The 26,147-nt window shown below is 64.9% G+C and carries 27 protein-coding genes; 15 read left to right on the top strand and 12 right to left on the bottom strand.

The features are described 5' to 3' along the window. The first annotated feature begins 101 nt into the window (after positions 1–101). On the top strand, positions 102–455 hold the full coding sequence (locus tag PSV38_RS18525; protein WP_300550106.1) for a hypothetical protein: 354 nt from the start codon (positions 102–104) through the stop codon (positions 453–455). 100 nt (positions 456–555) lie between these two features. On the opposite strand, the gene PSV38_RS18520 is transcribed toward PSV38_RS18525, so the two are convergent. Genes PSV38_RS18520 through PSV38_RS18500 form a run of 5 tightly spaced genes read right to left on the bottom strand, consistent with a single transcriptional unit; the run spans position 556 to position 5,578 of the window. Further along, a complete protein-coding gene (locus tag PSV38_RS18520; RefSeq protein ID WP_300550104.1) occupies positions 556–1,464 on the bottom strand; it encodes an SDR family NAD(P)-dependent oxidoreductase in 909 nt (302 codons plus the stop codon). Positions 1,465–1,502: 38 nt separating this feature from the next. Further along, on the bottom strand, positions 1,503–2,117 hold the full coding sequence (locus PSV38_RS18515) for a DUF2894 domain-containing protein (RefSeq protein ID WP_300550101.1): 615 nt from the start codon (positions 2,115–2,117) through the stop codon (positions 1,503–1,505). Next, the gene (locus PSV38_RS18510; RefSeq protein WP_300550098.1) at positions 2,114–2,770 is read right to left on the bottom strand and encodes an OmpA family protein; all 657 of its coding nucleotides are present in this window, start codon (positions 2,768–2,770) and stop codon (positions 2,114–2,116) included. The genes PSV38_RS18515 and PSV38_RS18510 overlap by 4 nt, the downstream gene beginning before the upstream one ends. Further along, positions 2,757–4,916, bottom strand: coding sequence for a DUF802 domain-containing protein (locus PSV38_RS18505; protein WP_300550095.1), 2,160 nt, complete (start codon positions 4,914–4,916; stop codon positions 2,757–2,759). The genes PSV38_RS18510 and PSV38_RS18505 overlap by 14 nt, the downstream gene beginning before the upstream one ends. Continuing rightward, positions 4,913–5,578 (bottom strand): DUF3348 domain-containing protein, encoded by a 666-nt coding sequence (locus PSV38_RS18500; protein ID WP_300550092.1) that lies wholly within the window; start codon positions 5,576–5,578, stop codon positions 4,913–4,915. The genes PSV38_RS18505 and PSV38_RS18500 overlap by 4 nt, the downstream gene beginning before the upstream one ends. A 235-nt stretch (positions 5,579–5,813) precedes the next feature. Here PSV38_RS18500 and PSV38_RS18495 point away from each other — a divergent pair, with 235 nt between their 5' ends. Continuing rightward, entirely contained in the window at positions 5,814–6,866 is a 1,053-nt protein-coding gene (locus PSV38_RS18495; protein WP_300550090.1) for a putative solute-binding protein, read from the top strand. A 19-nt stretch (positions 6,867–6,885) separates the two neighbouring features. Here the strand turns inward: PSV38_RS18495 and PSV38_RS18490 are convergent, their stop codons facing one another. Beyond that, the gene (locus PSV38_RS18490) at positions 6,886–7,551 is read right to left on the bottom strand and encodes a glutathione S-transferase family protein (protein WP_300550087.1); all 666 of its coding nucleotides are present in this window, start codon (positions 7,549–7,551) and stop codon (positions 6,886–6,888) included. Between the two features lie 44 nt (positions 7,552–7,595). Between PSV38_RS18490 and PSV38_RS18485 the strand changes: the two genes are divergently transcribed. Further along, a complete protein-coding gene (locus PSV38_RS18485) occupies positions 7,596–8,252 on the top strand; it encodes a hypothetical protein (RefSeq protein ID WP_300550084.1) in 657 nt (218 codons plus the stop codon). Here PSV38_RS18485 and PSV38_RS18480 read toward each other — a convergent pair. From PSV38_RS18480 to PSV38_RS18465, 4 genes are all read right to left on the bottom strand, one after another. Next, entirely contained in the window at positions 8,243–10,534 is a 2,292-nt protein-coding gene (locus PSV38_RS18480) for a PAS domain-containing hybrid sensor histidine kinase/response regulator (RefSeq protein WP_300550081.1), read from the bottom strand. The two genes, PSV38_RS18485 and PSV38_RS18480, sit on opposite strands and share 10 nt — an antisense overlap. A 1-nt stretch (position 10,535) precedes the next feature. Continuing rightward, a complete protein-coding gene (locus tag PSV38_RS18475) occupies positions 10,536–11,765 on the bottom strand; it encodes an ABC transporter substrate-binding protein (protein ID WP_300550078.1) in 1,230 nt (409 codons plus the stop codon). Between the two features lie 48 nt (positions 11,766–11,813). After that, the gene (locus tag PSV38_RS18470) at positions 11,814–13,256 is read right to left on the bottom strand and encodes a SulP family inorganic anion transporter (protein WP_300550075.1); all 1,443 of its coding nucleotides are present in this window, start codon (positions 13,254–13,256) and stop codon (positions 11,814–11,816) included. A gap of 93 nt (positions 13,257–13,349) precedes the next feature. Beyond that, positions 13,350–13,781: a helix-turn-helix domain-containing protein gene (locus tag PSV38_RS18465; RefSeq protein WP_300550072.1), complete on the bottom strand. Its 432-nt coding sequence runs from the start codon at positions 13,779–13,781 to the stop codon at positions 13,350–13,352. Positions 13,782–13,863: 82 nt separating this feature from the next. Between PSV38_RS18465 and PSV38_RS18460 the strand changes: the two genes are divergently transcribed. The 4 genes from PSV38_RS18460 (at position 13,864) to PSV38_RS18445 (ending at position 15,921) form a co-directional block, all read left to right on the top strand. Then, entirely contained in the window at positions 13,864–14,358 is a 495-nt protein-coding gene (locus PSV38_RS18460) for a DUF2938 domain-containing protein (protein WP_300550069.1), read from the top strand. 11 nt (positions 14,359–14,369) lie between these two features. After that, complete coding sequence (locus PSV38_RS18455; protein WP_300550067.1) at positions 14,370–14,942, top strand: flavodoxin family protein; 573 nt, start codon at positions 14,370–14,372, stop codon at positions 14,940–14,942. After that, on the top strand, positions 14,939–15,166 hold the full coding sequence (locus PSV38_RS18450; protein ID WP_300550064.1) for a DUF2798 domain-containing protein: 228 nt from the start codon (positions 14,939–14,941) through the stop codon (positions 15,164–15,166). Before PSV38_RS18455 ends, PSV38_RS18450 begins: the two co-directional genes overlap by 4 nt. A gap of 122 nt (positions 15,167–15,288) precedes the next feature. Beyond that, entirely contained in the window at positions 15,289–15,921 is a 633-nt protein-coding gene (locus tag PSV38_RS18445; protein WP_300550062.1) for an MBL fold metallo-hydrolase, read from the top strand. Here the strand turns inward: PSV38_RS18445 and PSV38_RS18440 are convergent, their stop codons facing one another. After that, positions 15,922–16,770, bottom strand: a complete 849-nt coding sequence (locus PSV38_RS18440) for a M48 family metallopeptidase (protein WP_300550060.1) — start codon at positions 16,768–16,770, stop codon at positions 15,922–15,924. A gap of 7 nt (positions 16,771–16,777) precedes the next feature. Beyond that, positions 16,778–18,295 (bottom strand): MFS transporter, encoded by a 1,518-nt coding sequence (locus PSV38_RS18435; protein WP_300550058.1) that lies wholly within the window; start codon positions 18,293–18,295, stop codon positions 16,778–16,780. A gap of 156 nt (positions 18,296–18,451) precedes the next feature. On the opposite strand from PSV38_RS18435, the gene PSV38_RS18430 reads away from it, so the two are divergent. From PSV38_RS18430 to tssE, 8 genes are all read left to right on the top strand, one after another. Continuing rightward, positions 18,452–20,206 (top strand): methyl-accepting chemotaxis protein, encoded by a 1,755-nt coding sequence (locus PSV38_RS18430; RefSeq protein ID WP_300550056.1) that lies wholly within the window; start codon positions 18,452–18,454, stop codon positions 20,204–20,206. Between the two features lie 264 nt (positions 20,207–20,470). Then, the gene (gene tssA / locus PSV38_RS18425) at positions 20,471–21,568 is read left to right on the top strand and encodes a type VI secretion system protein TssA (RefSeq protein WP_300550055.1); all 1,098 of its coding nucleotides are present in this window, start codon (positions 20,471–20,473) and stop codon (positions 21,566–21,568) included. 52 nt (positions 21,569–21,620) lie between these two features. Next, a complete protein-coding gene (gene tssB, locus PSV38_RS18420; protein WP_300550054.1) occupies positions 21,621–22,112 on the top strand; it encodes a type VI secretion system contractile sheath small subunit in 492 nt (163 codons plus the stop codon). 12 nt (positions 22,113–22,124) lie between these two features. Then, a complete protein-coding gene (gene tssC, locus PSV38_RS18415; protein WP_300550052.1) occupies positions 22,125–23,615 on the top strand; it encodes a type VI secretion system contractile sheath large subunit in 1,491 nt (496 codons plus the stop codon). 65 nt (positions 23,616–23,680) lie between these two features. After that, positions 23,681–24,166: a type VI secretion system tube protein Hcp gene (locus PSV38_RS18410; protein WP_300550049.1), complete on the top strand. Its 486-nt coding sequence runs from the start codon at positions 23,681–23,683 to the stop codon at positions 24,164–24,166. Between the two features lie 96 nt (positions 24,167–24,262). Then, on the top strand, positions 24,263–24,751 hold the full coding sequence (locus PSV38_RS18405) for a type VI secretion system tube protein Hcp (protein WP_300550047.1): 489 nt from the start codon (positions 24,263–24,265) through the stop codon (positions 24,749–24,751). Positions 24,752–24,762: 11 nt separating this feature from the next. Continuing rightward, a complete protein-coding gene (locus PSV38_RS18400) occupies positions 24,763–25,623 on the top strand; it encodes a type VI secretion system accessory protein TagJ (protein WP_300550044.1) in 861 nt (286 codons plus the stop codon). 10 nt (positions 25,624–25,633) lie between these two features. Beyond that, positions 25,634–26,140, top strand: a complete 507-nt coding sequence (gene tssE, locus PSV38_RS18395) for a type VI secretion system baseplate subunit TssE (RefSeq protein ID WP_300550041.1) — start codon at positions 25,634–25,636, stop codon at positions 26,138–26,140. The last annotated feature ends 7 nt before the right edge of the window (positions 26,141–26,147 follow it).

The following is a 26,147-nucleotide window of genomic DNA, read 5'->3' as shown; positions in this document are numbered from 1 at the left end:
GTTGACCACGGTCAAACATGGGTGCAAGGCCGCTGCGGGAACACCGATTGCTACTTGGGGGCAGACCGACGTCGTCGGCTGACATCAAAGGAGAGACATCCATGCGTTCATCCAATCTCAAAGCCATCATCGCCAGTGCCGCCGCCGTTTTGAGCCTGTCGGCCATGGCCGCAGACCCCACCGTGCATCCCACCAACAGCCAGACCGAACTGACACCACAGCAACAAGAAAAGCGCGCCCTCAAGACAGAGAGCAAAGCCGAGTACAAGGCCCGCAAGGAAATTGCCGAAGTCAACAAGGACCTGGATGTCGCCGATTGCAAGACCTCGGGCCTTGAAAGCAAGGACGTCCGCGATTGCAAGCGCGAAGCCAAGAACAACGCCAAAGCCGTCAAACAAGAAGCCAAGGAAATCTACAAGGAAGACAAGGCCAACATCAAGGCCCACACCGAGTAATCCAAGGTCGGCCTGATTGACCGGTTGACATCACGGGCAGCCAGTTCGTTGAGACCTGCTGTTGAATGCGGCGCCCATCATCGCAGGATCGGCGCTTGCTTCAGCCCAGCCCTGCGGCCTTCTCCATGGCCAGCGTGAGTTCCTGCCGCCCCTGGTCGGCACCACTGCCCGGCACCGTGGCACCGACTAAGGTCCCCAGGGCAGCGAGGTGTTGCGCCAACTGCTCAGGCACATCGCCGCCCATGCCCAGGTACACGCCTGGCGTCATCGCGATGTGCGCCGCCGCGAAGGTGCCTGCACCAGCTTCCAGGATGGTGCGGTTTGGTGCCCGCTCGTGGGCCAACACCAGCATCGCAGGCACCACGGCCTCGGGCTTGAGCAGGCCCAGCATCGATGGGGGGAACAGGCCTTCCGTCATGGCCGTGGCAGCCGTTGGCGCCAGGCAGTTCACGCGGATGTCGTTCTTGGCGCCCTCGATGGACAAGGTCTGCATCAGGCCCACCAAGGCCATCTTGGCGGCGCCGTAGTTGGCCTGCCCAAAGTTGCCATACAGGCCGGAGGACGAGGTGGTCATCACCACGCGGCCGTACTTCTGCGCCGTCATCAGTGGCCAGACGGCCTTGGTGCAGTGCACCGCGCCCATCAGGTGAACCTCCAGCACCAGCCGGAAGTCATCCATCTCGAGCTTGGCAAACGACTTGTCGCGCAAGATGCCCGCGTTGTTGATCAACACGTCCACCCGGCCCCAGGCATCCTGCACCTGCTGCACCATGGCCTGCACCGCCACAAAATCAGTGACCGAGCAGCCATTGGCCATGGCCTCGCCGCCCGCGGCCTGGATCTCTTCCACCACCTTCTGCGCCGCCGCAGAGTGCCCGGCGCCGTCGCCCAGGTCGTTGACCAGCACTTTGGCGCCGCGCGCGGCCAGGGCCAGCGCGTGCTGGCGCCCCAGCCCGCCACCCGCCCCCGTCACGATGGCCACTCGGCCGTTGAAGTTCAGCTCTTCCATGGGGGGCTCGCTTTCTTGAAAAGTGGGGGGAGGTTGCTTCATTTTTTAGACCGGCTTTGACGCGCGGGCTTCGAATCCGTCAGCGTGTACTTCTGGTTCACCTGATCCAGCCACAGCAAGGTATCCACCTGCGCCATGAACTGCTGCAAATAGTGCGGCGACAGGTCACGCATCAAACGCAGGGAGTGCAGCACCAGCATGTGGGCATTGAGCGGCCCCGCGTTTTCAGGGCCGCGCCCAAAGGCTTCATTCACCTGCTTTTCGGCCGCGATGCGGGACCAGGTTTCCCGGAAGCGGCGGGCGCTCTTGATGTCTGAGCCGCCCTCGTCGTGCCCCAAGGAGTCCGCCCCGCTGACGCTCTGGGTGCGGAGCTGGATGTACTGGTTGAGTTGGGTCAATGGGCTCACGGGCGCCCGGCCTGCCGACCAGGGCTTGACGCCGTCATCACGGCCCCCCTGGGGTGCTGGCGCGCAGCGTTGCCCATAGTCGGCCAGGGCCGCGTCCAGCTTGCCTTGCAAGATGTGCCGCACCTCAGCAGCCGCGCCCTCCACGCGCCGTGACAGCACCTCGAGGTAATGAAAGCGCACCGGGTCAAAGCGCGCAGCGCCTTCGCGGCGCAAGGCTTCCAGCGAAGGCGTGGGCAACTCGGTCATGGCGTGGCCGCGGCCTTCACGTTGGATGACTTGGGCACGGGCGCCATCTCCACGCGCCGATTCAAAGCGCGGCCTTTTTCGTCCGCGTTCGAGGCCACCGGTTGCTCGGGCCCGAAGGCCGCTGCAAACACCCGGGACGAGGGCATGCCTTCCTCCATCAAGGCGCGGGTCACCGTCAAAGCGCGTTGCGCCGACAGTTCCAGGTTGTCCGCGAAACGCTTGCCAGCGCTGTCGCGGATGCCCTTGTCATCGGTGAAGCCACTCACCATCAGCATCTCGTCGCGCTCCCCCAGGTAGACCAGCAAAGGCTGCACCAAGCCCTTCAACAACTGGCGCCCCTCGGGCCGCAACTGGTCGGAGTTGACCGGAAACAGCACGCTGCCGCTGATGCCGATGCGCCCGTTGTTCAAGGTGACCCGGCCCGTGGCCAGGGGAATGGCCAGGGCCTTCTCCAGCGCGATGCGGCGCTTTTCTTCCACCTGGCGCTTGTGCACTTCCGATTGCAGGTTGGCCACCAGGTCCATCTGCACCACCAGCACGCCCACCAGGATCAGCACGAAGGCGCCCAGCAAGCCCGCCATCAAGTCGCCGAACACGGCCCAGACGGGCGCGGTGTCTTCGAGGCCGTTGCCCGCGTCGTCAAGCTCGGACATCGGCGGCCTCACGGTGCAGTCGGCGCAGATCTTCCACGATGCCTTGTTGCGAGGCGATGCTCAGGTCGATGACCTCGCGCGCCTGCGCCACGTAGTAGGCCAATTGTTCATCGCTGCGCGCGGTGGACTGTTTGATCGAGCCTTCGATGCGCGCCAAGCTGTCCAGCAGCTTGTCGTTGCTGGCACTGAACAACTGCACGCCATGCCCGAAGGACTCGCCCAGGCTGGACAGCTCGACCGCACTGCCCGTGAGGTGCGCGGCCACATCTTGGGACTGGCCCGCCTGCGCCTGCAGCGCTTGCGCAAACTGGCTGCCCGCCTGATCCAGCACCTGGGTGGCCGAGTTCACCAAGGCTTCAATGGCTTCGCGTTGTTCGCCCGAGGCTTGGTTCAGGCCTTGCAGCAAGGTGGTGATTTTCTCGACCAGGCCATGGCGCTCTTGCAAGGCCAGGTTGCCCTGCTCGGCCAGCTGCACCATCTCTTGGCGCAACTGCGCAATCACCTGGGCCGCCGCTTGCGGCACGTCCGAGGCCGTTTGCATCAGGCGTGTCATCGGGGCCTCCAGCGCGGTGCCCAAGGTGGCCAGGTGGCTGGCCATCGCGGTTTGCAAGTCACCCAAACGCTCAACTGCCGCGTGGCCGCGCAAGGCCTCGTCATCCCGCAAGGCGCCCAATTCCGTGCGCCACACGCTGGCCAACTGGTCCATGCGCTCACGGTGGTGCTGCATCCATTGGGCTTCAGACTCGATGCGCGAGCGGATCAATTCTTCGGACTGGTTCAGCAAACGCGCCACATCGTCCAGGGTCTGGCCTGCTTGCGCACTCGTGCGCTCGGTGATCTCGCGGGCGGTGGTTTCCAGCGTCAAGCAGACCGCGTTCTGCTGGGCCAGCGTTTGCGCGCCCGCTTGCTGCCACTCGCCCTGCAGCTTGGCGGCCATGGATTCCAAGGCGCCCGTCCAGGCATTCAGGCGCTCACCATCGGCCGAAGCCTGCTCAGCCTGCGACTGCGTCGCGACCTCGTTGACCGTGGCCAGCAAGGCGGCAGAGCGTTGCTCGAAGGTCTGGGTGAAGGCCGTCAGCGAACGGTCCAGGCCATCGACCAGGCCTTCGCTGGTGCGCGCATGGGTTTGGAGGGCCGTGGCCCAACCATCGGACACGGTGCGGGCGGTGGCGCTGAACTGCGCAGACAGCCCATCCAACTGCGTTTGCGCCGCCTCGACTTGGCGCTGGTGCGCGCGGGTCGACTCCAGCGCGATCTCGGCCATCGCGGCCTCAACCACCGGCTTGATGGTCTCGCCCGCCATCTTCGCGCTGCTGACCAAGCTGTCTTTCAGGGAGGCCCCCACCTCGACCGCCAAGCCCGTGTAGGCGGTGGTGACATCGCGGTGGAACTGCGCCTGCTGGCCCAGCAACTGCTCGCTCAGCTGCTGGTTGCGGCGCTCCAGGCCGTCCATCATGGCCTGCAACTGCCTGACCACCTCCGGCAAGGCATGCGCCTGCACCTGCAAGGCTTTGAAGCTTTCATCGCGTTGGTGCGCGCGTGAGAAGGGCCGCAACTCGGTCGCGATGCGCGCGTCGAGCTGCCGCGCCACGTCCAGCCGCTCGCGGCGGCTGAGGGCCGAGATCAGGCCCAACATGCTGGACGCCGCCACCCCGGCCACCGAGGTGCCGAACGACAAGCCCAAGCCCTTGATGGGCGCGGCCAGCGCCGAGCGGATGGCCTGCAGGTCGGCCGAACCTTCGAGCGCGAACACGGCGCCCTTGAAGGTCAGCACCATGCCCAGAAAGGTGCCCAGCATGCCCAGCATCACCAACAAGCCCACCAGGTAGGGCGTCAAGGCAGGCCCAGGCAAGGCCACGCGTTCGCCCTCGATCCGCAAGCGCACCGCGTTCTGCAAGGAGGGGTGCAAACCCGACAGCCAGGCCCGCAGGTCGGACAAGGGTTGCGGGATGTGGGACAAGGCGTTCGCCAACGACGAGGTGGCCGCCCGAAACTGCCGCAACTCAAACGCGCCCAGCCCATAGACCGCCGCGATCAGCACCGTCATCCCCAAGGCCAAGGGGCTGGTGCCGATGAAGCCCACGCCAACCCAGCCCACCACCATCAGGCCGATGGCAAAGGCGAAGGCAAACACAATCCTGTTCATGGTGACTTTTTGACCTCGTTGCTGAATGCTTCCATCAATCCCAACACCGGCTGCAGGCGCACGCTCATCTCGGCCAGCAAGACCTCTTGCCATTCCTGGCGGAAGGTGTCGTGCCAACCGTCTTCCTGGGCCCGGCGCAGTTGCTCGAAGCGCTTTTCAAGCAGCACGGGCACGGTGGACATCAACCGTTGCTCGCGGCCGCCGATCACCTGGTCCATCACGGTGTCCAGGTAGGCCAGTTGCTTGAGTCGGGGCGAGGCCCGGGACAGGACTTGCCGGACGTGGGATCTCAATGAAGCAATCTTGGATTCAATGTGGCGTTGCTGTTGAAGGTAACGCTGGCGATAGGGCGCGTAACCGGCGTCCGTCTCGATGGCCTGGGTTGAACCGTTCGCCGTGATGGCCTGCACCATGGCCGTGCGCACCCGTTGGACATCCTCTTCCAAGGGGTGATGGGTTGGGGCCCGCGGGCCCGCAGGCGCCTCTTCGGCAAACGCTTTGATCGACTGGTGAGCGGCATGAAGTTGGAGGGTGTCGAGCGTGCCCAGCCACAAACCCAGTTTTTCGGCCACGTCCTGGCGGGACGCGTCGACGTCCACCGAGGCGGCATCACTGAGCAAGCGAACGAGTCTTGAACTGCTGAAATTCCGGCGCAAATGCATTCTTCTGTCGGCCGCGCTGCTCAATGCCCGCGGCCAAGGGGGGATTAGACACGATCCGCAGCGACCGGCCTCAACGGGGGCTCACAGCGCGTTTGAGCCTCGAAACCAAAGGCAACAAGGGGCGAATTCACGAGCATCTGCACCATTCACCACCCATCCCTCGGGTGCTCCTGCTTGTGCGCACGCACCGATTTGGCGAGTATCCAAGGCTACCCAAAAAACAGGAGACCCCCGCGTGAACGCCTTGATCCGAAGCAGTTTGACCGCCTTGATGTTGACCCTGTCCAGCCTGAGCGCCCAGGCCGCCACCGCGCAGAAGGTCTGCGTCTACGACATGCTCGGCGCCGCAGGCGACCTGTTCAGCATGACCAAGGACTACGTGCTGGCCATGCAAAAGTTCGGGGCCAACATCACGCTCAAGGGTTACACCGACGAACGGCAGGCCGCAGAGGATTACCGCGCGGGCCAGTGCGATGGGGTCATCACCACGGCCTTTCGAGCCCGTCAGTTCAACCGCACCTCCGGGGCCATCGACACGCTGGGGGCCACCACCATCGTTCGCGATGGCAAGATCGACATGCCCGGCAGTTACGAAGTGGTTCGCAAGCTGATTCAAACCTACGCCTCACCGGCGGCCAGAGCCCTGATGGTGGAAGGTGAGCACGAAGTCGGCGGCATCCTGCCGCTGGGCGCGGCTTACCCGATGGTCCATGACCGGCGCATCAACACCGTCGAAGCCCTGGTCGGCAAGCGCATCGCGTCGTTTGACCACGACAAGGCCCAGGCCATCATGATCAAGCGCATCGGCGCGGTGCCCGTGTCGGCCGACATCACCACCTTTGCCAACAAGTTCAACAGCGGCCTGCTCGACATGGTGGCCTCGCCCACCATCGCCTACAAGCCGCTGGAGTTGTACCGGGGCCTGGGTGAGAGCGGGGCGATCGTGCGCTTCCCGCTCATGATCCTGACCTATCAGATGATCTTCAACAAGACCCGTTTCCCTGAAGGCATGGGCGAAGTGTCCCGCACGTACTGGCTGAGCCAGTTCGACCGCGCGCTGCAGTTCATCAAGCAGGCCGACAACAGCGTTCCGCCCACCACCTGGTCGGAGCTGTCCGCCGAGAACGCCTACAAGTACTCGCTGATGTTGCGCGAGTCGCGGATCGACATCGCGCAGCAAGGCGTCTACGACAAGCGCGGCCTCAAGGTCATCAAGCGGGTGCGCTGCAATGTGAACCCGGGCGACCCGGAATGCAGCACCAAGTCGGAAGAAGAATGGCGCCAGTAGGCTGAGGCGCCGTCAAGGCTCAGCGGATGTCGGGCGCGGGCACCGTGGACACGCCTTGCGCCTGCGCCGCTGCATGCTGCACGGCCAAGGCACGCAAGTACGCCGGGCGCTGTTGCAAGCGCTGCCAGTAAGCTTGAACCGCAGGCTTGAACCGCTCGGCCAGGCCCAGGTGGCTGGCCAGCAACAGGGCATAGCCCACCGACACATCGGCCGCCGTGAAGCGGCCCGCGCACACAAACGCCTCCTGCGCCAGCAAGGGCTCCAGCGTGCGCAAGCGGGCCAGGAACCACTTGGCGTAGTCCTCGGCCACTTGGGGCTGCCGCCGCTCGGGTGATTCGAAGTGCGCGTACCGCAAGATCAAGGTCTGAGGGAAGGTCAGCGTGGCCTCGCCAAAGTGCAGGAAGTTGAGGTAAGCCGCGAAGCCAGGCTCATCCGGGGTCACGTCCATGCGGGCGGCCGGGTGGCGCGCCGCGAGGTACTGGCAGATGGCTGCCGATTCGGTCATGCGCACGCCGTCGTCCAGCAGCGTTGGCACCGTGCCCAGTGGGTTGATCTCCAGGTAAGCCGCGTCGTGCACGCGCGGCGGAAACGGCAGCATCTTCAGTTCGTAAGGCACACCCAATTCCTCCAGCACCCACAAGGGGCGGAACGAACGGGCACTGACGCAGTGGTGAAGTGTGATCATGGTCATCCAGTATGCTCGACCCGCCCCCTTCTCTTGAGCCCGCCATGAACAGACTGCAAGCCGAATTGCACCGCCTTTACCGCCTTGACGATGGCGGCGCGGGTGATCAGGTGCGGGCCGTGGTCCTGGCGCTGGGGCGGCCCGCCGAGTGGGCGGCACTGTCGGTGGTGTGGCAAGGGGTTCAGGCCGACCTGGGGCTGCCCGCCCCCGCCATCGCGGTCTCCGGCGTGGACGGCTACCAGGTCTGGTTTTCACTCGCCGAACCCCGGCCCGCGGCGCAAGCCTTGGCCTTCCTTGAATCGCTGCGCGTGCGCTATTTGCCCGGCATCGCGGCAGACCGCATTGACATGATGACCGCGGCGCCCGTGGTGCCCGCCTTGCAAACACCCACCGGCCACTGGTCGGCGTTCGTGGCGCCCGACCTGGCCCCCGTGTTTGCCGACACCCCGTGGCTCGACATCCCGCCCAGCCCGGACGGCCAGGCCGATTTGCTGTGCCGCCTGCACAGCATCAACCGCGCTGATTTCCAGAGGGCACTGGCGCGGCTGAGCCCTGCGCCCGCCAAAGCGACGCACACCGAGGCCGGGCTGGTGCGCGGCACGCGCTCACCCAAAAGCTTTTTGCTGGAAGTCATGAACGACGACACCATCGAGTTGAGCTTGCGCATCGAGGCCGCCAAGGCGCTGCTGCCTTACCTCTGAGGCAACCACCTCACCAACACCTCGTTCAAGGCCCGCATGTCCACCGGCTTGGTGAGGAAGTCGTTCATGCCTGAGGCCAGGCAAGCGGTCCGGTCCTCGCCAAACGCGTTGGCCGTCATCGCCACGATGGGCGTGTTGGCCCAGCCCGGCAAAGCCCGAATGGCGCGGGTGGCTTCCAGGCCGTTCATCACGGGCATCTGCATGTCCATGAAGACGAGGTCATAGGGGTGCAGCTTCGCCTTGGTCAAGGCCGCCAGGCCATCCTCGGCCAGCTCGACGTTCATGCCGGCCGCCTGCAGCATCCCTTCTGCCACCGCGCGGTTCAAGGCATTGTCTTCCGCCACCAGGATCGTGGCGCCTGCGCGCCGCAGCAGCCCTTGCTCACCCTCGCTGGCCGCGCTCACGGGTTCTGCGGGCGAGGACGCCGCCTGGCCCAGCCGCAGCCGGGCGGTGAACCAGAAGGTGCTGCCCACGCCCACCGTGCTGTCCACCCCCGCTTCACCCCCCATCAAGTGGGCAATGCCTCTGGCCACGGCCAGGCCCAGCCCCGTGCCGCCGTACTGTCGCGTCGTGGAGGCATCGGCCTGCTCGAAAGCCTGGAACAGCAGCGGCAGCTTGTCGGGCGCCACGCCAATGCCGGTGTCCTGAACTTCAAAACGCAGCACCAGCTCATCGCCGTCGCGGTGCTGCACCCTGGCACGCAGGGCCATGCTGCCCCGCTCCGTGAACTTGACGCCGTTGCCCGCATAGTTGAGCAGGGCCTGCCGCAAGCGAGTCGCGTCGCCCCGAAGCCACAGGGGAACCCCTGCCGTGTCCACCGACAAGGTCAAGCCCTTGTCGCGGGCCGACTCGGCCACGATGGAGACCACCCCATTGAACAGGTGCTCCACCGAGAAATCGAGTTGCTCCAACTCCATCCGGCCCGCCTCGATCTTGGACAGGTCGAGGATGTCGTTGATGACCGACAGCAGGTGATGGCTGGCACCATGGATCGAGTCCAGGCGCTGGGCCTGCGGCTCGGTCACGCCCTCGCCCCGCATCAGCTGCGCCAGCCCCACGATGGCATTCAAGGGCGTGCGAATCTCGTGGCTCATGTTGGCCAGGAAGGTGCTCTTCGCGCGGCTGGCCGCTTCGGCCGCTTCCTTGGCCGTGAACAGGGCTGCGGTGCGCTCCGACACCAGTCGCTCAAGGTGAACGCGCTGCTGCTCCAGCGCATGTTCGGCCTCCTTGCGGTCGTGCACATCGGTGCTGGAGCCAAACCATTTCACGGTGGCGCCCGACTCGTCACGCTGAGGCACGGCCATCAGGGCATGCCAGCGAAATACGCCATCGAAGCGCCGCAGTCGGCAATCAATCTGGTACGTGGCCCCTGTCAGCAAACACTCGGCCCAATGTGCCTTGCACAGGGGCACGTCATCGGGGTGGACCATGGCCGTCCAGCCCCTGCCCATGAACCGATCGGCCTCGGCGCCCGAATAGCTGAGGGCGCTCTTGCTGACGTAGTCCAGCTCGCCATCGGCATGCGCGGTCCACAACTGATTGGGCGTGCCATCCGCGATCAGCTTCAAGCGCGCCTCGCTCACCTCCAGCGTGCGTGAAATCGCATCGCGCTGCGCCAACTGCTCATGCAGATCACGCTGCAGCCGCGTGACGCCATCGGCGAGTTCATGCAACTCGTTGGGCACCTTGGCGCGCGGCAAGGGGGCTGGCTCATGGAGCCGATCCGGCGTCATGTGGCGCACATGACGAGACAAGGCCAGCACCGGCAAGGTGACACTGCGCCGCATGAGCGCGAAGAGGAGGATGGCCAACAGCACCATCTCCACGCCCACCACCACGACGGTCTGCACGACCCCAGCCCACACCTGATCACGCAATGCAGAGGCGTCCAGCGTGAGCCGCAATCGGCCGATTTCCAGGTCCCCCTCGGGCGCCATGAGTGGGTAGCTCTGCGCCTGGTCGGGCGGCGCGGTCGGCGCCCCTTTCTTGACATAGCTGGCGCGCAAATCGGGCGCGCTCACCTCGACGCGCTGCAGCGCCGGAAACCGGTCCAGGTTCAACAAAATCTGCTGAGCCCCAGCCTGGTCAAAATCCCACACGGCTTTGGCCAACTGCAGGCCGAACAAGGACCTGACCGCCTCGACCTGCTCCTGCTGGCGGGCTGCCTCCTGGCGGTGGGTGATCCACACATTGACCACCCCAATCGGGATCGACAGCAGCAAGGTGTAGCCCATCACCAGGATGAGCAACTGCCGTGAAAGGGTACGGGGGCCGCGCTGCATGTCAGGCTCGGGCGCAAACGCCAGCGGCGGTTAGGAACGCCTCGAACGAAAAGTCGTAGCGGCTCAGCCTGGGGTTGTGCGCCTTGGAGAAGGCCTTGAAGTCGATGCCGTGCACACACCGGCCCAAACGCTGGTGCTGCGCCGCGTTGTCCCGCGTGGCCACCAAGGTTGGAAACTCGATCTCGCGGCCCAGCTCTGCCTCGAAGTCCCGGCCCTGCAAGTAGTCGTACACCAGGATGGCCACCTGGGCATACGACATCAAGGGGCTGGCGGCGGTGGCCACGAACTGGCCTTGCGACACCATGTCAAGGCCAAGTTCGGACAAGTCCAGGCCGCCGGTGAAGGCCGTCTTGCCTGGCACTTTGCCCGCCGCGGTGAGGGCCTGCACGGCGCCCGAGCCCAGCTGATCGCTGGCGGCCCAGAACACACTCGCTTGCGGAAAGCGCGCCAGCAAGCGGGCGGTGAGTTGCTGGCCTTCTGACTGACGCCAGTGCGTGGGGACCACCTGCTTCAACACCGCATTGGGGTGTTCGGCCACCGCGCGCCTCAGACCGGCCTCGCGCAAGCCCGAGCCAAACCAGCTGGGGTCGCCTCCCAGGCCCACCACGTGAAGGCGGCCGTCATCGGCCACGGCGTTTTGCCGTTGCGCCGCCTGCAACAGCACTTTGGCCAGGGCATGGCCTTTTTGCGCTTCGGCCCAGTTGAACAGCGCCGGCCAGTTCTGGTATTGAACCCGGGGCGCTCCACCCAACGTGGGCAGCTCGGCCGGGAACAGCGGGCCCAGGATGAACACCGGGATGTCCATCGCGCGCGCCGCCTCCAGGATGCCATGGCTTTGTCCGATGACCACCGAGGCGATCACGGCATCCGGGCGCGGCTGCGCGCTCAAGCTCTGCACCGCATCACGCAAGCGCGCAAATCGGTTCTGGACGCCAAAGCTGTACGGCACGAACTCAAAGCCCAGCGATTGCGCCACGAACCCCATGATGCGAAAGACCTGGGGCCAGTAGGTGTTGCCTTCACTGTTGGGCGTGAAAAACGCGATGCGCGGGCGGGCCTTGGGCGCAGTGGCTGCCAGGGCCCCCTCAGGGAGGGCCAACAAACCCAACAGGGTGGTCACAAAATGACGACGGGCCTCCTCCTGCGGCGAGCAGGGTGCGGGGGGCGGTCGCGTCTTGCTGACGGGGTGAGGCATGAGGGCGCGCAACTCGTGGGTCAGCGGGAAGGTCATGGTAGCCCATGCGCCCCTCCCCGTGGGGCTCACAACGAGCCTGCCCCGTCAATGAGGCACATCGGCCCGCTTGAGCAGCTGCTTGCAGCGCGTTGACAAATGCACCACGCGCAGGTGCTTGCCGCCTTTGGCGTAGCGCTCCCGCAGCGTCTTCAGCGCCGCGATGGCGGAATAGTCGACAAAGCTGAGGTGCTTGCAATCGAGCGTCACCTCCGGCGGGTCATTGGCCGGGTCAAACTGGTTCAGAAAGGACGCCACCGAGGCGAAGAACAAGGTGCCGTGCATCAGGTAGAGCTTGCTGCCATCGGCCTCCACGTGGGTGTCGGCATACAGGGCGCGCGCATGCTGCCAGGCGAAGTTGAGCGCGGCAATGACAATGCCGCACAGCACGGCCGTGGCCAGGTCGGTGAACACGGTGATGAGCGTCACCGTGAAGATCATCACCACATCGTTCAGCGGCACCTTGCCCAGCACCCGCAAAGAGGCCCACGCGAAGGTTTGCTGCGCCACCACGAACATCACGCCCACCAGCGCGGCCAACGGTATGCGCTCGATCAGCGGCGAGAGGAACAGCACAAACAACAAGATCATCACGCCCGCCACCACGCCCGACAGGCGCCCACGCCCGCCGGAGCTGAGGTTGATCACCGTCTGACCAATCATCGCGCAGCCGCCCATGCCGCCAAACACGCCCGACACCATGTTGGCCGCTCCCAGCGCCACGCACTCCCGGTCCGGGTAGCCACGGCTTGCGGTGATCTCGTCGGTCAGGTTCAGGGTGAGCAGCGTTTCCAGGATGCCCACCAGCGCCATCAACACCGCGTAAGGCGCCACGATGCGCAAGGTGTCCAGGCTCCACGGGATGTCGGGCAATGCGAAGGCGGGCAGGCCACCGGCAATGTGGGCCATGTCACCCAGCGTGCGGGTGGGCAGGTCGAGCCCGTACACCGCCAGGCCCACGCCCAGGATGGCGACGAGCGCGGGCGGCACACTGCGCGTCAGGCGCGGCAGCAGGTACACGGTGGCCATGGTCAGCGCCACCAGGCCCGCCATCAGGTACAGCGGCTGGCCACTCAGCCAGGCATCGCCCTGCTTGAAATGCTCCAGCTGCGCCATGGCAATGACGATGGCCAGGCCATTGACGAAACCCAGCATGACCGGGTGCGGCACCATGCGCACCAGCTTGCCCAGCCGCAGTGCCCCAAAGGCGATCATCAAGGCGCCGCCCATCAGCACGGTGGCCAGCAGGTACTGCACACCATGCTGCACCACCAGCGCCACGATGACCACCGCCATCGAGCCCGCCGCGCCCGAGACCATGCCCGGGCGCCCGCCGAACAAGGCCGTCAAGGTGCAGATGATGAAAGCGCCATACAGGCCCATCAGCGGGTGCAGGTGAGCCACCAAGGCGAAGGCGATGCACTCGGGCACCAGGGCGAAAGACGTGGTGATGCCCGCCAGGATGTCCGCGCGGGGACTGGTGGTTCTCATGTTTGGCTTGGGAGGAGGACGGGGACGCGAATGTTACATGGCGCGGTCGATCAAGGCTCCTCCTCCGCGCTTGGCCAAACCACCCAACGCCAGTCACCGCTTTTTCGGCGCCACCTTGCGCCCAACACGCTGCCGATCCAAAGCCCCTGAAGCCGCAGCCTTGAGCAGCCCTTGAAAGGTGGGGCATTCCGCATGACTGGGCGCGGGGCACGCGGCGGCGTGCCGCAGCCCGCGGCTCACGGCCCTGAGTTGCTTGATCGTGGCGTCGATGTCGTCGGCCTTGGCCGCCAGCAGCTGCCGGTCAACGTCCACTTGGCCCGCTGGCGACAGCATCGAATGGATCTCTTCCAGAGACAGGCTCGCCGCCTGTCCCAGCGCAATCAAAGCCAGGTGATCCAGCACGGCCGGTGCGAATTGCCGCCGCGCCCCTTGTGGCGCGGTGGAACTGATCAACCCGACCTTCTCGTAATACCGCAGCGTCGATGCCGGAACGCCAGACCGCTTGGCCACCTCGGAAATGTCCATCAAAAGCCTCTTGACTTGAAGTTGACTTCAACTTCTATAGTGACTTTCAACGGTCAATCAGTCAACCCAAAGAGGCCCGCCAATGGACAACCTGCCAGACATCTTTCGGATCGCCTTCATCGGCTTCGGCGCCACCGCCGTCATGGACGTGTGGCTCAAGCTGCTCAAACGCATGGGCGTTGCCACGCAAAGCTTCGGCCTGATCGGGCGATGGGTGGGCCACCTGCTGCGCGGGCAGGTGGCCCACCAGGCCATCTCGAAGGCTGAGCCCATTCCTGGCGAGCTGGCTTGGGGCTGGCTCACCCACTACGCGGTCGGCGCGGCCTTTGCGGCCTTGCTCGTCATGGCCGTGGGCCCCGCCTGGATGCTGAGCCCAACACTGCCCCCCGCGCTCGCCGTGGGCGTGCTCACCGTGGCCGCGCCCCTGCTGGTGATGCAACCCGCCATGGGGGCCGGGTTTTTCGCGAGCAAGACCCCCGCCCCCTTGAAGAGTTGCATTCGCAGCCTTCTCAACCACAGCATCTTCGGGGTGGGCCTCTACCTGGCGGCCTCGCTGATCGCGCTCGTTCAATTCTGAAAGGCATCCACATGAAAAAGCTCGCCGTCATCTATCACAGCGCCCATGGGCACACCGCGCACATCGCGCAGCACATCGCCGAGGGCGCGCGCGGCGTCCCGGGTGCCGACGTGGCGCTGTTGCGCGCCGAAGACCTGGCAGGGTCGCCCGACGCCTTGACCGCCTACGATGGTTTGATCCTGGGCTCGCCCACCTACCTGGGCGGCGTGTCGGCCCCTTTCAAATCCTTCATGGATGCCACCGGCCGCTTGTGGCGCACGCAGGGCCTGAAAGGCAAGGTGGCCGCTGGGTTCACGGTGTCGTCGCTGCCCGCCGGGGACAAGCAATCCACCTTGATGTCGATGTTCGTCTTCAGCATGCAGCACGGGATGGTTTGGGTGGGCAACCCCTTCCTGCCAGAGCAACACCAAGGCGTGCCCTACGACGAGGCCGTCAACCGCCTGGGCTCTTGGTCCGGCCTGATGGCGCAAGCCGGGCATGGCTCACCCGCCGACGCGTTCGTGCCAGGCGACACCAAGACGGCTCGCCTGTTCGGCCAGCACTTCGCCTCGGTCGTGAACCGCTTGGCGGTGGAGGCCGCATGATCGCCAAAAAACACGCCCCGCTGTTGTTTGGCTTGCTGCTATCGGGCGTGATGTCGCTCCTCGTTTCAGGCGTCGCGACCCTGCGTGCGGCAGGCCTGAACGCCACCTTCTTGGCCACCTGGATGCAAGCATGGGTGACGGCCTGGGCGTTGGCCTTTCCGGCGGTGCTGTTGGTCGCACCGTGGACGCGCCGCCTTGTCGAGCGGATCACCGGGGTGGACTGAACGGGACGACCGCCACGGCCTTACCCAAGCAATGCTAGGCTTCAGAAAGCCACCTCAAATCAAGCGCACTTGAAAATGCGCCATGAATTTTGAGACCTCGTTTGCACGAATTTTCTGAAACCATGTTCCACCGCCGCACCATCCCCGTCACCGCCTTCCAACAGAACTGCTCCCTGGTCTGGTGCGATGAAACCAATGATGCTGCCCTGATCGACCCCGGCGGTGACATCCCCGCGCTCATGGCCCCCATCCAGTCCCTGGGCCTGAACCTCAAGGCCCTGTGGCTCACCCACGCCCACATCGACCACGCGGGCGCCACCGGCACCTTGGCGCGCGAGCACACGCTGCCCATCGAGGGCCCGCACCCAGCCGACCAGTTCTGGATCGACGCCCTGCCCCAGCAATCACAAATGTTTGGCTTTCCGCAGGCCGAACATTTCGCCCCCACACGCTGGCTCACCGATGGCGACACGGTTCAGATCGGCCACTGCCAGTTGCAAGTGGTGCACTGCCCTGGCCACACCCCCGGCCACGTCATCCTGTTCGAGCCCAGCACGCGCCACGCCTTCGTGGGCGACGTGCTGTTCGCGGGCGGCATTGGCCGCACTGATTTCCCCCAGGGCAACCACGCCCACCTGATCCACGCCATCAAGCACAAGCTGCTGCCATTGGGCGATGACGTGACCTTCACGCCCGGCCACGGCCCTGAAAGCACCTTGGGCGAAGAGCGCCAGTACAACCCTTACCTGGTCTGATCACCGGGCCTGGTCAAAGCGCTGCGCGGGCTTTTCGGCCCGCTGGTACAGCGGCATCACCTGGGGCAAGCTGGCCTGGATGTCCTGGATGCGGGTCGCACTGGCCGGGTGGGTGGACAAGAACTGCGGCGGCGCGCCCTTGCTGGCCTCGCCCATCTTCTTCCACAAGGTCAGGCCTGCCCGCGGGTCGTAGCCCGCGCGCGCGGCCAGTTCCATGCCCACCAGGTCGCCTTCGGTTTCATCCTTGCGGCCAAAACTCAAGCTCAACAGGCTGCGGCCTGCATTGAGCACCATGTCGCCCGTGCTGCCCAGGCCCAACAGGCTGGACAGCAAACTGGCGCCCAGGCCCGTGGCCGCCGATTTGCCCATTTGCTCGCGCGCATGTTCGCGCAGGGCGTGGGCCATCTCGTGGCCCATGATCATCGCCACCTCGTCATCGTTCAGCTTCAACTGCTCCAGGATGCCGGTGTAGAACGCGATCTTGCCGCCCGGCATGCAGAAGGCATTGATCTCTTTGGACTGCAGCACGTTGACTTCCCAGCGCCACTGGGCCGCGCGCTTGTTCCACTCCAAGGCATGGGGAATCAAACGCCGGGCAATGGCCCGCACACGGATCACCTGCGGGTGGTTATCGGGCAGCAAAGCGTTCTGCGCCCGCGCCTGCGTGGCCAGCTTCACATACTGCTGGGCCGCCATCTGCTCCACCTGGTCCGCCGGCACCAGTCGCGACAGGCCTGACTGCTTGCCCACTTCCACGCCGTCGCGCGCCTGCGCCCCGGCACCACACATCAACAGGGACAGCAACACTGCCCCGCGAACCCACTGACCTGCATTCATTCGTTTGTCCATGATTACATCAACGTTCGTCCGAGCGATCCAGCATACGGCGCACCGCCGGTAGTATCAAATAAGCTGGGAAAGACAGCCAGAACGTCAAAAAGAAGAAGGCGGCATAGCCCATTTGTTCCACCCCCAGGCCGCCTGCCCAACCGGCCACCGCCCGCGAGAACGCGAAGATGGACGACAGGATGGCATATTCCGTGGTGGCCCGTGTCTTGTGGGTGATCCCCATCAGGAAGGCCAGGAACGCGCCCGTGCCCAAACCGCCCGTGAAACTCTCCAGGCCGCTGGCCGCATACACCACCAATTGGTACTGCGGATCGACCATGCCCGGCAAGGCGTGTGGCACGTACCAGGCCGCCGCCGCGTAGCCCAGGTTGGACATGGCCTGGGCCAGACCCAGCACCCACAGCCCCTTGAAGATGCCCGCGCGGTCCACGTACCAGCCGCCCGCCAGCCCCCCGGCGATCGACAGCCCCAGGCCCACGTTGACGCTGACCAGGCCGATCTGGGCCGGCGTGAACCCCACATCCACCCAGAAGGGCTTGACCATGAAGCCCATGGCCGCGTCCCCCAGCTTGAACAGCAGGATGAACAGCAGCACGGCCAGCATGCCCGGCCGCGCCAACAAGCTGACCCAGGCCCCAAACACCGGCCCATCGGCCAGGGCCTGCGCTTGTGGGCCCCGCGCGGCCGTGACCATCAGACCCGCCCCTGCGAACATCAGCCCCACCGGCACGGCCCCTTTGAACCACCAGGTGCCGGACACCGCCTGCACCGCAGCCCATTCAAAGGTTTTGGCCAAGGGCGACAAGGCGGGCCAAAGCAGGCCTGCCATCACCAGGCCCAAAGCCAGCAGCCACAGCGGTTGCTGGCGCAGCACCAGCCACTCACGCGCTGAAGCCCCTTCTGGGCGAGCAGCCCGGGGCGGTTGTGGGGGCGCCAGCAGCACCGCCATGCCGTTCATCAGCATCAACACCGCTCCAAGGCCATAGGCCGCCGCCCAGTTGGGCTGCCCGGGCGTGCCCATCCAGCCCGCCGCCACCAACAGCCCACCCGCCGCCAGCATGCCCACGCGGTAAAAGCCAATGCGCAGGCCATTGGCCACGCCGTATTGCCCTTGCGCCAGTTGCTCGATCGTGTAGCCGTCGGTGGCGATGTCGTTGGTGGCCGACAAAAAGGTGAACACCGCCAACAGCACCCAAGGCCAGGTCTCGCCCTGCCCCAGGGCTTGCGGGTTCATGGCCAAGGCGCCCAGCACGGCGGCCATGCCGAGGTTGGCGGCCGACATCCACAGCCGGTGGTGCCGCCAGGCGTCCACCAGCGGTGCCCACAGAAACTTCACGGTCCAGGCCAGGCCCAGCAGGCTCAGCAAGCCGATTTCGGCTGGACCCACCCCTGCCTGGCGCAAATGCACCGGGAACAGGTCGAAGAACAGCCCCAGGGGCAGCCCCTCCGAGAAATACAGCAGGCCCACCCAAAACATCAGGCGGCGGGTGGTGGGGGGCTTGGCAACAGGGGCGGGAAAACTCATCCGGGGATTCTAGGGAGGCCTGAATGCACAGAAAGCACGGGGCAGCACCCATATTTTCGGCTTTTGCCACTTCAGATCTGTCTGCAAGATGCCGATAGCGTCATGGATCACCCATGAATAGCGCCTGTTAGGGGCGCATGCCCGGAGGCAAAAGTAATGAATTTTCGCACCAAGATCTGGATGTTGCCCCTCAGCGCAGGGGCCGTGTTCGTCGTCGGCGTGGCGCTGAGCTTCTTCGTGGGGGAGCAAACCTCGCGCGGCCTGCAGCAACTTGAGGCCGTCGACAGCCCGCACATCGACTACGTGCTGGCCGTGGACCGCAGCACCGAGCAACTCCGGCTGACCTTGCAAACGGCCGCCGCCGAGGGCGATCCCGACCGCATCAAGGACACCGATCCCATGGTGGCCAGCGCTCAAGCCGCCCTGGCGTCCATGCAAAAACTGGCAGGCAAGGACGCCGTGGCCAAGGAGTTGGGCGCCGCCTTCAACGCCTACCAGACCTCCGCCATTGGCGCCACACGGGCCCTGCTGACCAAGGCGCCCCCGGGTGACCTGGTTGCGCAAATGCAGTCGTCGCAAACCGTGTTGAGCAAGCTGCTGGACACGCGCAAGACGCAAGCCAAAGCCGCCATCCTGTCAGCCCAGACCGACGCCAAGAACGGGGTCAACACCAGCTTGTGGGTGTCGGTCATCACCGGCGCCATCGTGCTGGCGGTGCTGGGCACCGCCTCGGCGGCCATCGTGAAATCAGTCTGGCGCGACCTGGGTGACGAGCCCACCAAACTGCGCGACCTGGTCAGCCGCATCGCCGAAGGCGACCTGGACCTGGCCATTGAACCCAAAGCAGGCGACAGCACCTCGCTGCGCGCCTCGGTGGTCAACATGACGACCCGGCTTCGCGACACCATCACCCTGATCCGCAACGCCACCGACTCGATCGCCACGGCTTCGCAACAAATCGCCAGCGGCAATCTGGACTTGTCCAACCGCACCGAGAACACCGCTTCGAACCTGGAAAAGACTGCCAGCTCGATGGGCGAGTTGACCGGCACCGTGCGCCAAAGCGCCGACTCGGCCCGCCAGGCCAACCAGCTGGCCTCGGGCGCGGCCACCGCCGCAGTGCGTGGCGAGCAGATCGTCTCGCAGGTCGTGTCCAACATGTCCGAGATCAACGTGGCCAGCCGCAAGATCACCGAGATCATCACCGTGATCGATGGCATCGCCTTCCAGACCAACATCCTGGCGCTGAATGCCGCGGTGGAAGCCGCCCGCGCTGGCGAACAAGGCCGCGGATTCGCGGTGGTGGCGGGCGAAGTGCGCTCGCTGGCCCAACGCAGCGCCCAGGCCGCCAAAGAAATCAAGACACTCATCAACGCCTCGTCCGAGAAGGTCGATTCCGGCTCCAAGCTGGTGCAAGACGCTGGCAACTCGATGACCGAGATCATGACCAGCGTGAACCGCGTGTCGGACATCATCGGCGAGATCAGCGCGGCCTCGACCGAGCAAAGCACCGGCATCGGCCAGGTCAACCAGTCCATCACCGAACTGGACCAGATGACCCAGCAAAACGCCGCCTTGGTGGAAGAATCCGCCGCCGCCGCCGAAAGCCTGAAGGACCAGGCCGGCCGCCTGGCGCAAGCCGTGTCGGCCTTCAAGCTGGGCAGCCACCAAACCGCCAAGCCCTCGGTGGCCACGCCAGTGAGCGCCAAGGTTGAAGCCAGCACCGTGATCGCCAAAGCCCAGACCACGGCGAGGCACACGCCCGCTCCGGCGGCAACCGCCCCGGCCAAACCCGCGCCGGTGAAGGCCGCCTTGCCCAAACCTGTCGCGCCCATCAGCGCGCCCGTGGTCACGGCCAGCGCCAGCAAATCCGCCGCGCCCCCTTCTGACAACGATTGGGAAACCTTCTAAGCGCGCCTCACCGCCCTTCGATTCCCATCACGCCCCGCCACCGCTTAGCCGGTGGCGGGGCGTTGTCATCTAGGTGTTACCTCTGATCGCACCCCCCTAGCTTGCATATTGACGCGGCCCAAAACATCCCACCAGAATCAACGTTCAATCGCGGACAACGCGGCAAAGCGACAAATCGCCACAGCTTTTGCAAAGTTGTCACAGCAGGGCCTTCAATTCGTAGACACTCATGCTCCTCAGCAGTGAATTCAATAGGTTGACGAGATGAGTGAATCGGGAGAGTTCCACCCATCCAGCACCGGCGAACGAACCATCGTGGATGATTGGTTCGAGCCGCTGCCCGATCTGGCCAGCCCGTGCGGCGAGGACCTGGAATACGACAACAGCTTCCTTGAACTGGCCCAGGCCGCCCAAGGCAAGCCCGAAACCCAGTTCGCCCCCGCCGAGCCGCCCGACTGGCGCGCCGTGCACGACATCAGCCAATCGCTCTTCGAGCGCACCCGTGACCTGCGCGTGGCCATGCTCTGGGCCCGAGCCCACATCCAGATCCACGGTTTCTCAGCGGTGCCCGACGCGCTGCGCCTGCAACTCGGCCTGCTCGACCGTTTCTGGGACACCCTGCACCCCCGACCCGACCCCGACGATGGCGACGCGTATGCGCGCCTGAACGTGCTGGCCTTGCTGGGCGAGGTCGAAGGCATGGTGGGCGACGTGCGCAGCGCGCTGGTCATCCAGAACCGCTCCATCGGCGAACTGCGTGTGCGCGACATCGAAGTGATGATGGGCAAGTACCCGCCACGCGATGGCGAAACGCCCATGACCCGCCACCAGGTCGAGCAGATGCTGGTCGCCGCCACCGCCCAAAACGCCGAGCTGCCCGGCCAGGTCACCGCCGCCCTGGCCAACCTCAAGGCCCTGAGCAGCCTGCTGAACGACCACGTGGGCATTGAGCGCGCGCCCGATGTGCGCGCCTTGCACAATCTGATCAGCCTGGTGAAGCAGGTCATGCCCACCGCTGGTGCGGGCAATGACGCCGACGCCGACGCCGGTGCCGAGGCCGAAGCTGGCGCCGACGCTTCTTCGTCCAGCAATGGCAGCCCGGCACCCCGCGCTGCGGGCAAAGGCCTGACCGGGGTGGTGGAGTCCCGCGCCGACGCCCTCAAGGCCATCGACATGGTCTGCGACTACCTGGAGCGCACCGAACCCACCAACCCGGCCCAGTTGTTGCTGCGCCGTGCCCGCCGCCTGATCAACAAGAACTTCCTGCAGCTGATGCGGGAATTGGCCCCCGACGCCCTCAACGAGGTGGCCCGCATCATGGGCGTCGATCCTGAAAGCATCCAATCCGAAGACGTCGAATGACGCGCTTCGGACGATATCAACCCTTCCCCACCCAGATTGACCGGAGGTGACCATGAGTAGCCAGAAATTCATTGCGCGCAACCGCGCACCGCGCGTCCAGATCGAATACGACGTGGAGCTTTACGGCGCCCAGAAGAAGGTGCAACTGCCCTTCGTGATGGGTGTGCTGGCCGACCTGTCGGGCAAGCCCGCGGATCCGCTGGCCCCCGTGGCCGACCGCAAGTTCCTGGAAATCGACGTCGACAACTTCGACTCGCGCATGAAGTCCATGAAACCCCGCGTGGCGTTCCAGGTGCCCAACGGCCTGACCGGCGAAGGCAACATCAGCGTTGACCTGACGTTTGACAACATGGACGACTTCTCGCCTGCCGCCGTGGCCAAGAAGGTCGATGCGCTGAGCAAGCTGCTGGACGCCCGCCAACAGCTGGCCAACCTGGTCACCTACATGGACGGCAAGACCGGCGCTGAAGAACTGATCGCCAAGGTCTTGGCCGATCCCGCCCTGCTGGCCACTTTGGGCAGCGCTGAAAAGCCCGCGGAGTAACTGGAGAACCTCATGGCAGAAACCCAACTCAACACCGCCCTGGCCAGCGCCACGCTGGAAGGCAGTGACCTCGCGTCGCTGCTGCAAAAGGAATTCAAGCCCAAGACCGACGAGGCCAAGAGCGCCGTCGAGATGGCCATCCAGACCCTGGCCCAGCAAGCGCTGTCGCAGACCAAGCTGATCGGCAACGACGTCATCAAGTCCATTGAGGCCATGATCGCCGCGATCGACAAGAAGCTGTCCGACCAGATCAACCTGATCATGCACCACGAAGACTTCCAGAAGCTGGAAGGCGCCTGGCGCGGCCTGCACTACATGGTCAGCAACACCGAGACCGACGAGCAGCTCAAGATCCGGGTGATGAACATCTCGAAGGCGGACCTGGGCAAGACGCTCAAGCGCTTCAAGGGCACGGCCTGGGACCAAAGCCCCATCTTCAAGCGCGTGTACGAAGAAGAGTACGGCCAGTTCGGCGGCGAGCCCTTCGGCTGCATGGTCGGCGACTACCACTTCGACCACAGCCCCCCCGATGTGGAGCTGCTGAGCGAGATGGCCAAGGTGTGCGCGGCCTCGCACATGCCCTTCATCTCGGGCGCCTCGCCCACGACCATGCAGATGGAATCGTGGCAAGAGCTGGCCAACCCGCGTGACCTGACCAAGATCTTCTCGACGCCCGAGTACGCCGCCTGGCGCTCGCTGCGCGAGTCGGACGATGCCAAGTACATCGGCCTGGCCATGCCCCGCTTCCTGTCGCGCCTGCCTTATGGCTCGCGCACCAACCCGGTCGAAGAGTTCGACTTCGAGGAAGACACCGGCGCGGCCGACCACAACAAGTACACCTGGGCCAATGCCGCTTACGCGATGGCCACCAACATCAACCGCTCCTTCAAGGAGTTCGGCTGGTGTTCGCGCATCCGTGGCATTGAATCGGGTGGTGCGGTGCAGAACCTGCCTTCGCACACCTTCCCGACCGACGACGGCGGCGTGGACATGAAGTGCCCCACCGAAATCGCCATCGCCGACCGCCGCGAAGCGGAACTGGCCAAGGCCGGCTTCATGCCTTTGGTGCACAAGAAGAACAGTGACTTCGCCGCCTTCATCGGTGCGCAATCGCTGCAAAAGCCCGCCGAGTACGACGACCCGGACGCCTCGGCCAACGCCAACCTGGCGGCCCGCCTGCCCTACCTGTTCGCCACCTGCCGCTTCGCTCACTACCTGAAGTGCATCGTGCGCGACAAGGTCGGTTCGTTCAAGGAACGCGACGACATGCAGCGCTGGTTGCAAGACTGGATCCTGCAGTACGTGGACGGGGATCCTGCGCACTCGTCCGAGTCGACCAAGGCCAGCAAGCCTCTGGCCGCCGCGGAAGTGGTCGTCGAGGAAGTCGAGGGCAACCCCGGCTACTACTCGTCCAAGTTCTTCCTGCGCCCTCACTATCAGCTCGAAGGGCTGACGGTTTCCCTGCGCCTGGTCTCGAAGCTGCCCTCCGCCAAAGCGGGCTGATCGGGCCTGAGGCCATTTTCCAGACGTTCATCCATTCAACACCACTTTCAATTTAGGAGCACACCATGGCTGTAGACATGTTCATCAAGATCGGCGACGTCAAGGGCGAATCGCGCGACAAGACCCACGCGGGCCTCATCGACGTTCTGGCCTGGAGCTGGGGCATGAGCAACTCAGGCTCGGCCCACACGGGCGGCGGCGCTGGTTCGGGCAAGGTCAACGTGCAAGACCTGTCGTTCACCAAGTACATCGACAAATCGTCGACCAACCTGATCCTGGCTTGCTGCAAGGGAACCCACTACCCTGAAGTGACCCTGACTGTGCGCAAGGCTGGCGACAAGCCCCTTGAGTACCTCAAGATCACCCTGACCGAAGTGCTGGTCACCTCGGTGAGCACCGGTGGCAGCGGTGGTGAAGACCGCCTGACTGAAAACGTCACGCTGAACTTCGCCAAGTTCAAGGTGGCCTACCAGCCGCAAGACAAGACCGGCGCCAAGGAAGGCGGCGAAGTTCTTGCCGTCTACAACATCGCCGAAAACGTCGACGCCTGATCCTCGATCAGCTCGCCGTTTTTTTGAAGGGCAAGGGGTCAGCCCCTTGCCCTTCAATGGTTTGAATCCATCGCACGCCATTGGCAGAGGTTCCTTATGTCCCTGGGTGACATGTTTTTCAAAGTCGATGGCAGCCGCTCCGGCGCGGTCAAGGGCGAAGCCAACGACACCGCCCACGCTGGCGAGATCGACATCCTGGACTGGTCATGGGGCATGCGCTCGCCCTCGGCCATGGGCGGCGGTGGCGCCGCTGGCAGGACCGCACTCGATGCCTTGAACATCACCAAGCGCGTGGACAGTGCCTCGACGGCCCTGATGTCCGTCATGCGCAACAACGAATTGATCAAGAAAGGCGTGCTCACCGTTCGAAAGTCCGGCAGCAAGCCTGTTGAATACTTCATCGTGACGATCGAGAACGCGCGCATCACGTCGTACGACGTGGCCACCGTGGAAGGCGCCGCCCACCAGATGGTGGAGAAGCTCAGCCTGAGTTTTCAAAAAATCTCGATCGATTACTACCCACAGGACGGCACGGGTTCGCGCAAAGGCGGCTCCAATTTCTCGACCGACGTGGGCCCCACCTGAGCGACTCCGACATGAACGCACCTTCTGCCACCTCCACCCCCGAAGACAGCCTGCGCGCGGGCGACCCGCAACAGGCGCTCAAGCAACTGCAAGACCTGATCCGCAGCAAGCCGGGCGATGCCAAGCTGCGCGTCTTCCTGTTCCAGTTGCTGTGCGTGCTGGGCCAGTGGGAGCGTGCGCTCAACCAGTTGAATGTGGCCACCGAGCTGGACGCCTCCACCCTGGCCATGGCGCAAACCTACCGTGAAGGCATCAAGTGCGAGTTGCTGCGCGCCGAGGTCTTCAAGGGCCTGAAGGTGCCGATGATCTTTGGCCAGCCTGAACCCTGGCTGGCGCTGCTGATCGAAGCCCTGCTGCGCGAAGGCAAGGGCGAGCACGCCGATGCCAATTCGCTGCGCGACCAGGCGTTTGAGCAAGCCCCGGCCGTGAGCGGCACCGTGGGCGAGGGTGATGCTGCCCAGGCCTTCGAGTGGATCGCCGACGCCGACATGCGCTTGGGCCCGGTCATCGAAGCCGTCATCAATGGCAAGTACTACTGGGTGCCTTTCGCGCGCCTGAGCGCACTCACCATCGACCCGCCCGAAGACCTGCGCGACGCCGTGTGGATGCCCGCGCACTTCGTGTTCGAGAACGGTGGCGAATCGGTGGGCCTGATCCCCACGCGCTATGCCGGCTCCGAGGCCAGCACCGAGGGGCTCATCGCCCTGTCGCGCAAGACCGACTGGGTCGAATCGACCCCCGGCTTTTACACCGGCCTGGGCCAGCGCCTGTTCACCACCAACGAGGGTGATTTCCCCTTGATGGACTTGCGCAGCGTCACCTTCAACGCGACGCCGTCCGACGCCACGGACACGGCCGACGCGGCCGAGTAAGCACGCCGCCATGGCCGAGCAGACGCCACAAGAACGCTTGCAGCCCGCGCTGCTGGACCGCCTGATGGACGACAACCCGGACGTTCAGGCCGAGTCGCGCGAGATGCGGGTCATGTCCCGCAACCGCATGCGCGAGGCCGTGCTGCGCGACCTGGCCTGGCTGTTCAACTGCACGCAGATGTCGGGCGACTTCAACTGGCCCGCGCACCCGCATGTGCAGCGCTCGGTGCTCAACTTCGGCCTGCCGACCTTGTCGGGCGAGACGGCGTCCACCCTGGACGTGATCGACCTGGAAACCCAAGTTCGCCAGGCCCTGCTGGATTTCGAGCCACGCATCATGGCCTCCACCCTGCAGGTCAGCGCCCTGATGGACGAGATGACGATGGACCACCACAACGTCATCAGCTTTCGCATCACCTGCAACCTGTGGGCGCAGCCCGTGCCTTTCGAGCTGATGCTGCGCACCGAGGTGGACCTGGAATCTGGCCAGGTTGAAATCAAAGAACTGACGAGGTAAGAAGAGC

This window comes from Aquabacterium sp., assembly GCF_029946005.1.
In the GTDB taxonomy this organism is placed as follows: domain Bacteria; phylum Pseudomonadota; class Gammaproteobacteria; order Burkholderiales; family Burkholderiaceae_C; genus Aquabacterium.
Note: the sequence above shows the minus strand (reverse complement) of the source record. Positions and strands in the feature narration are given on the sequence as shown.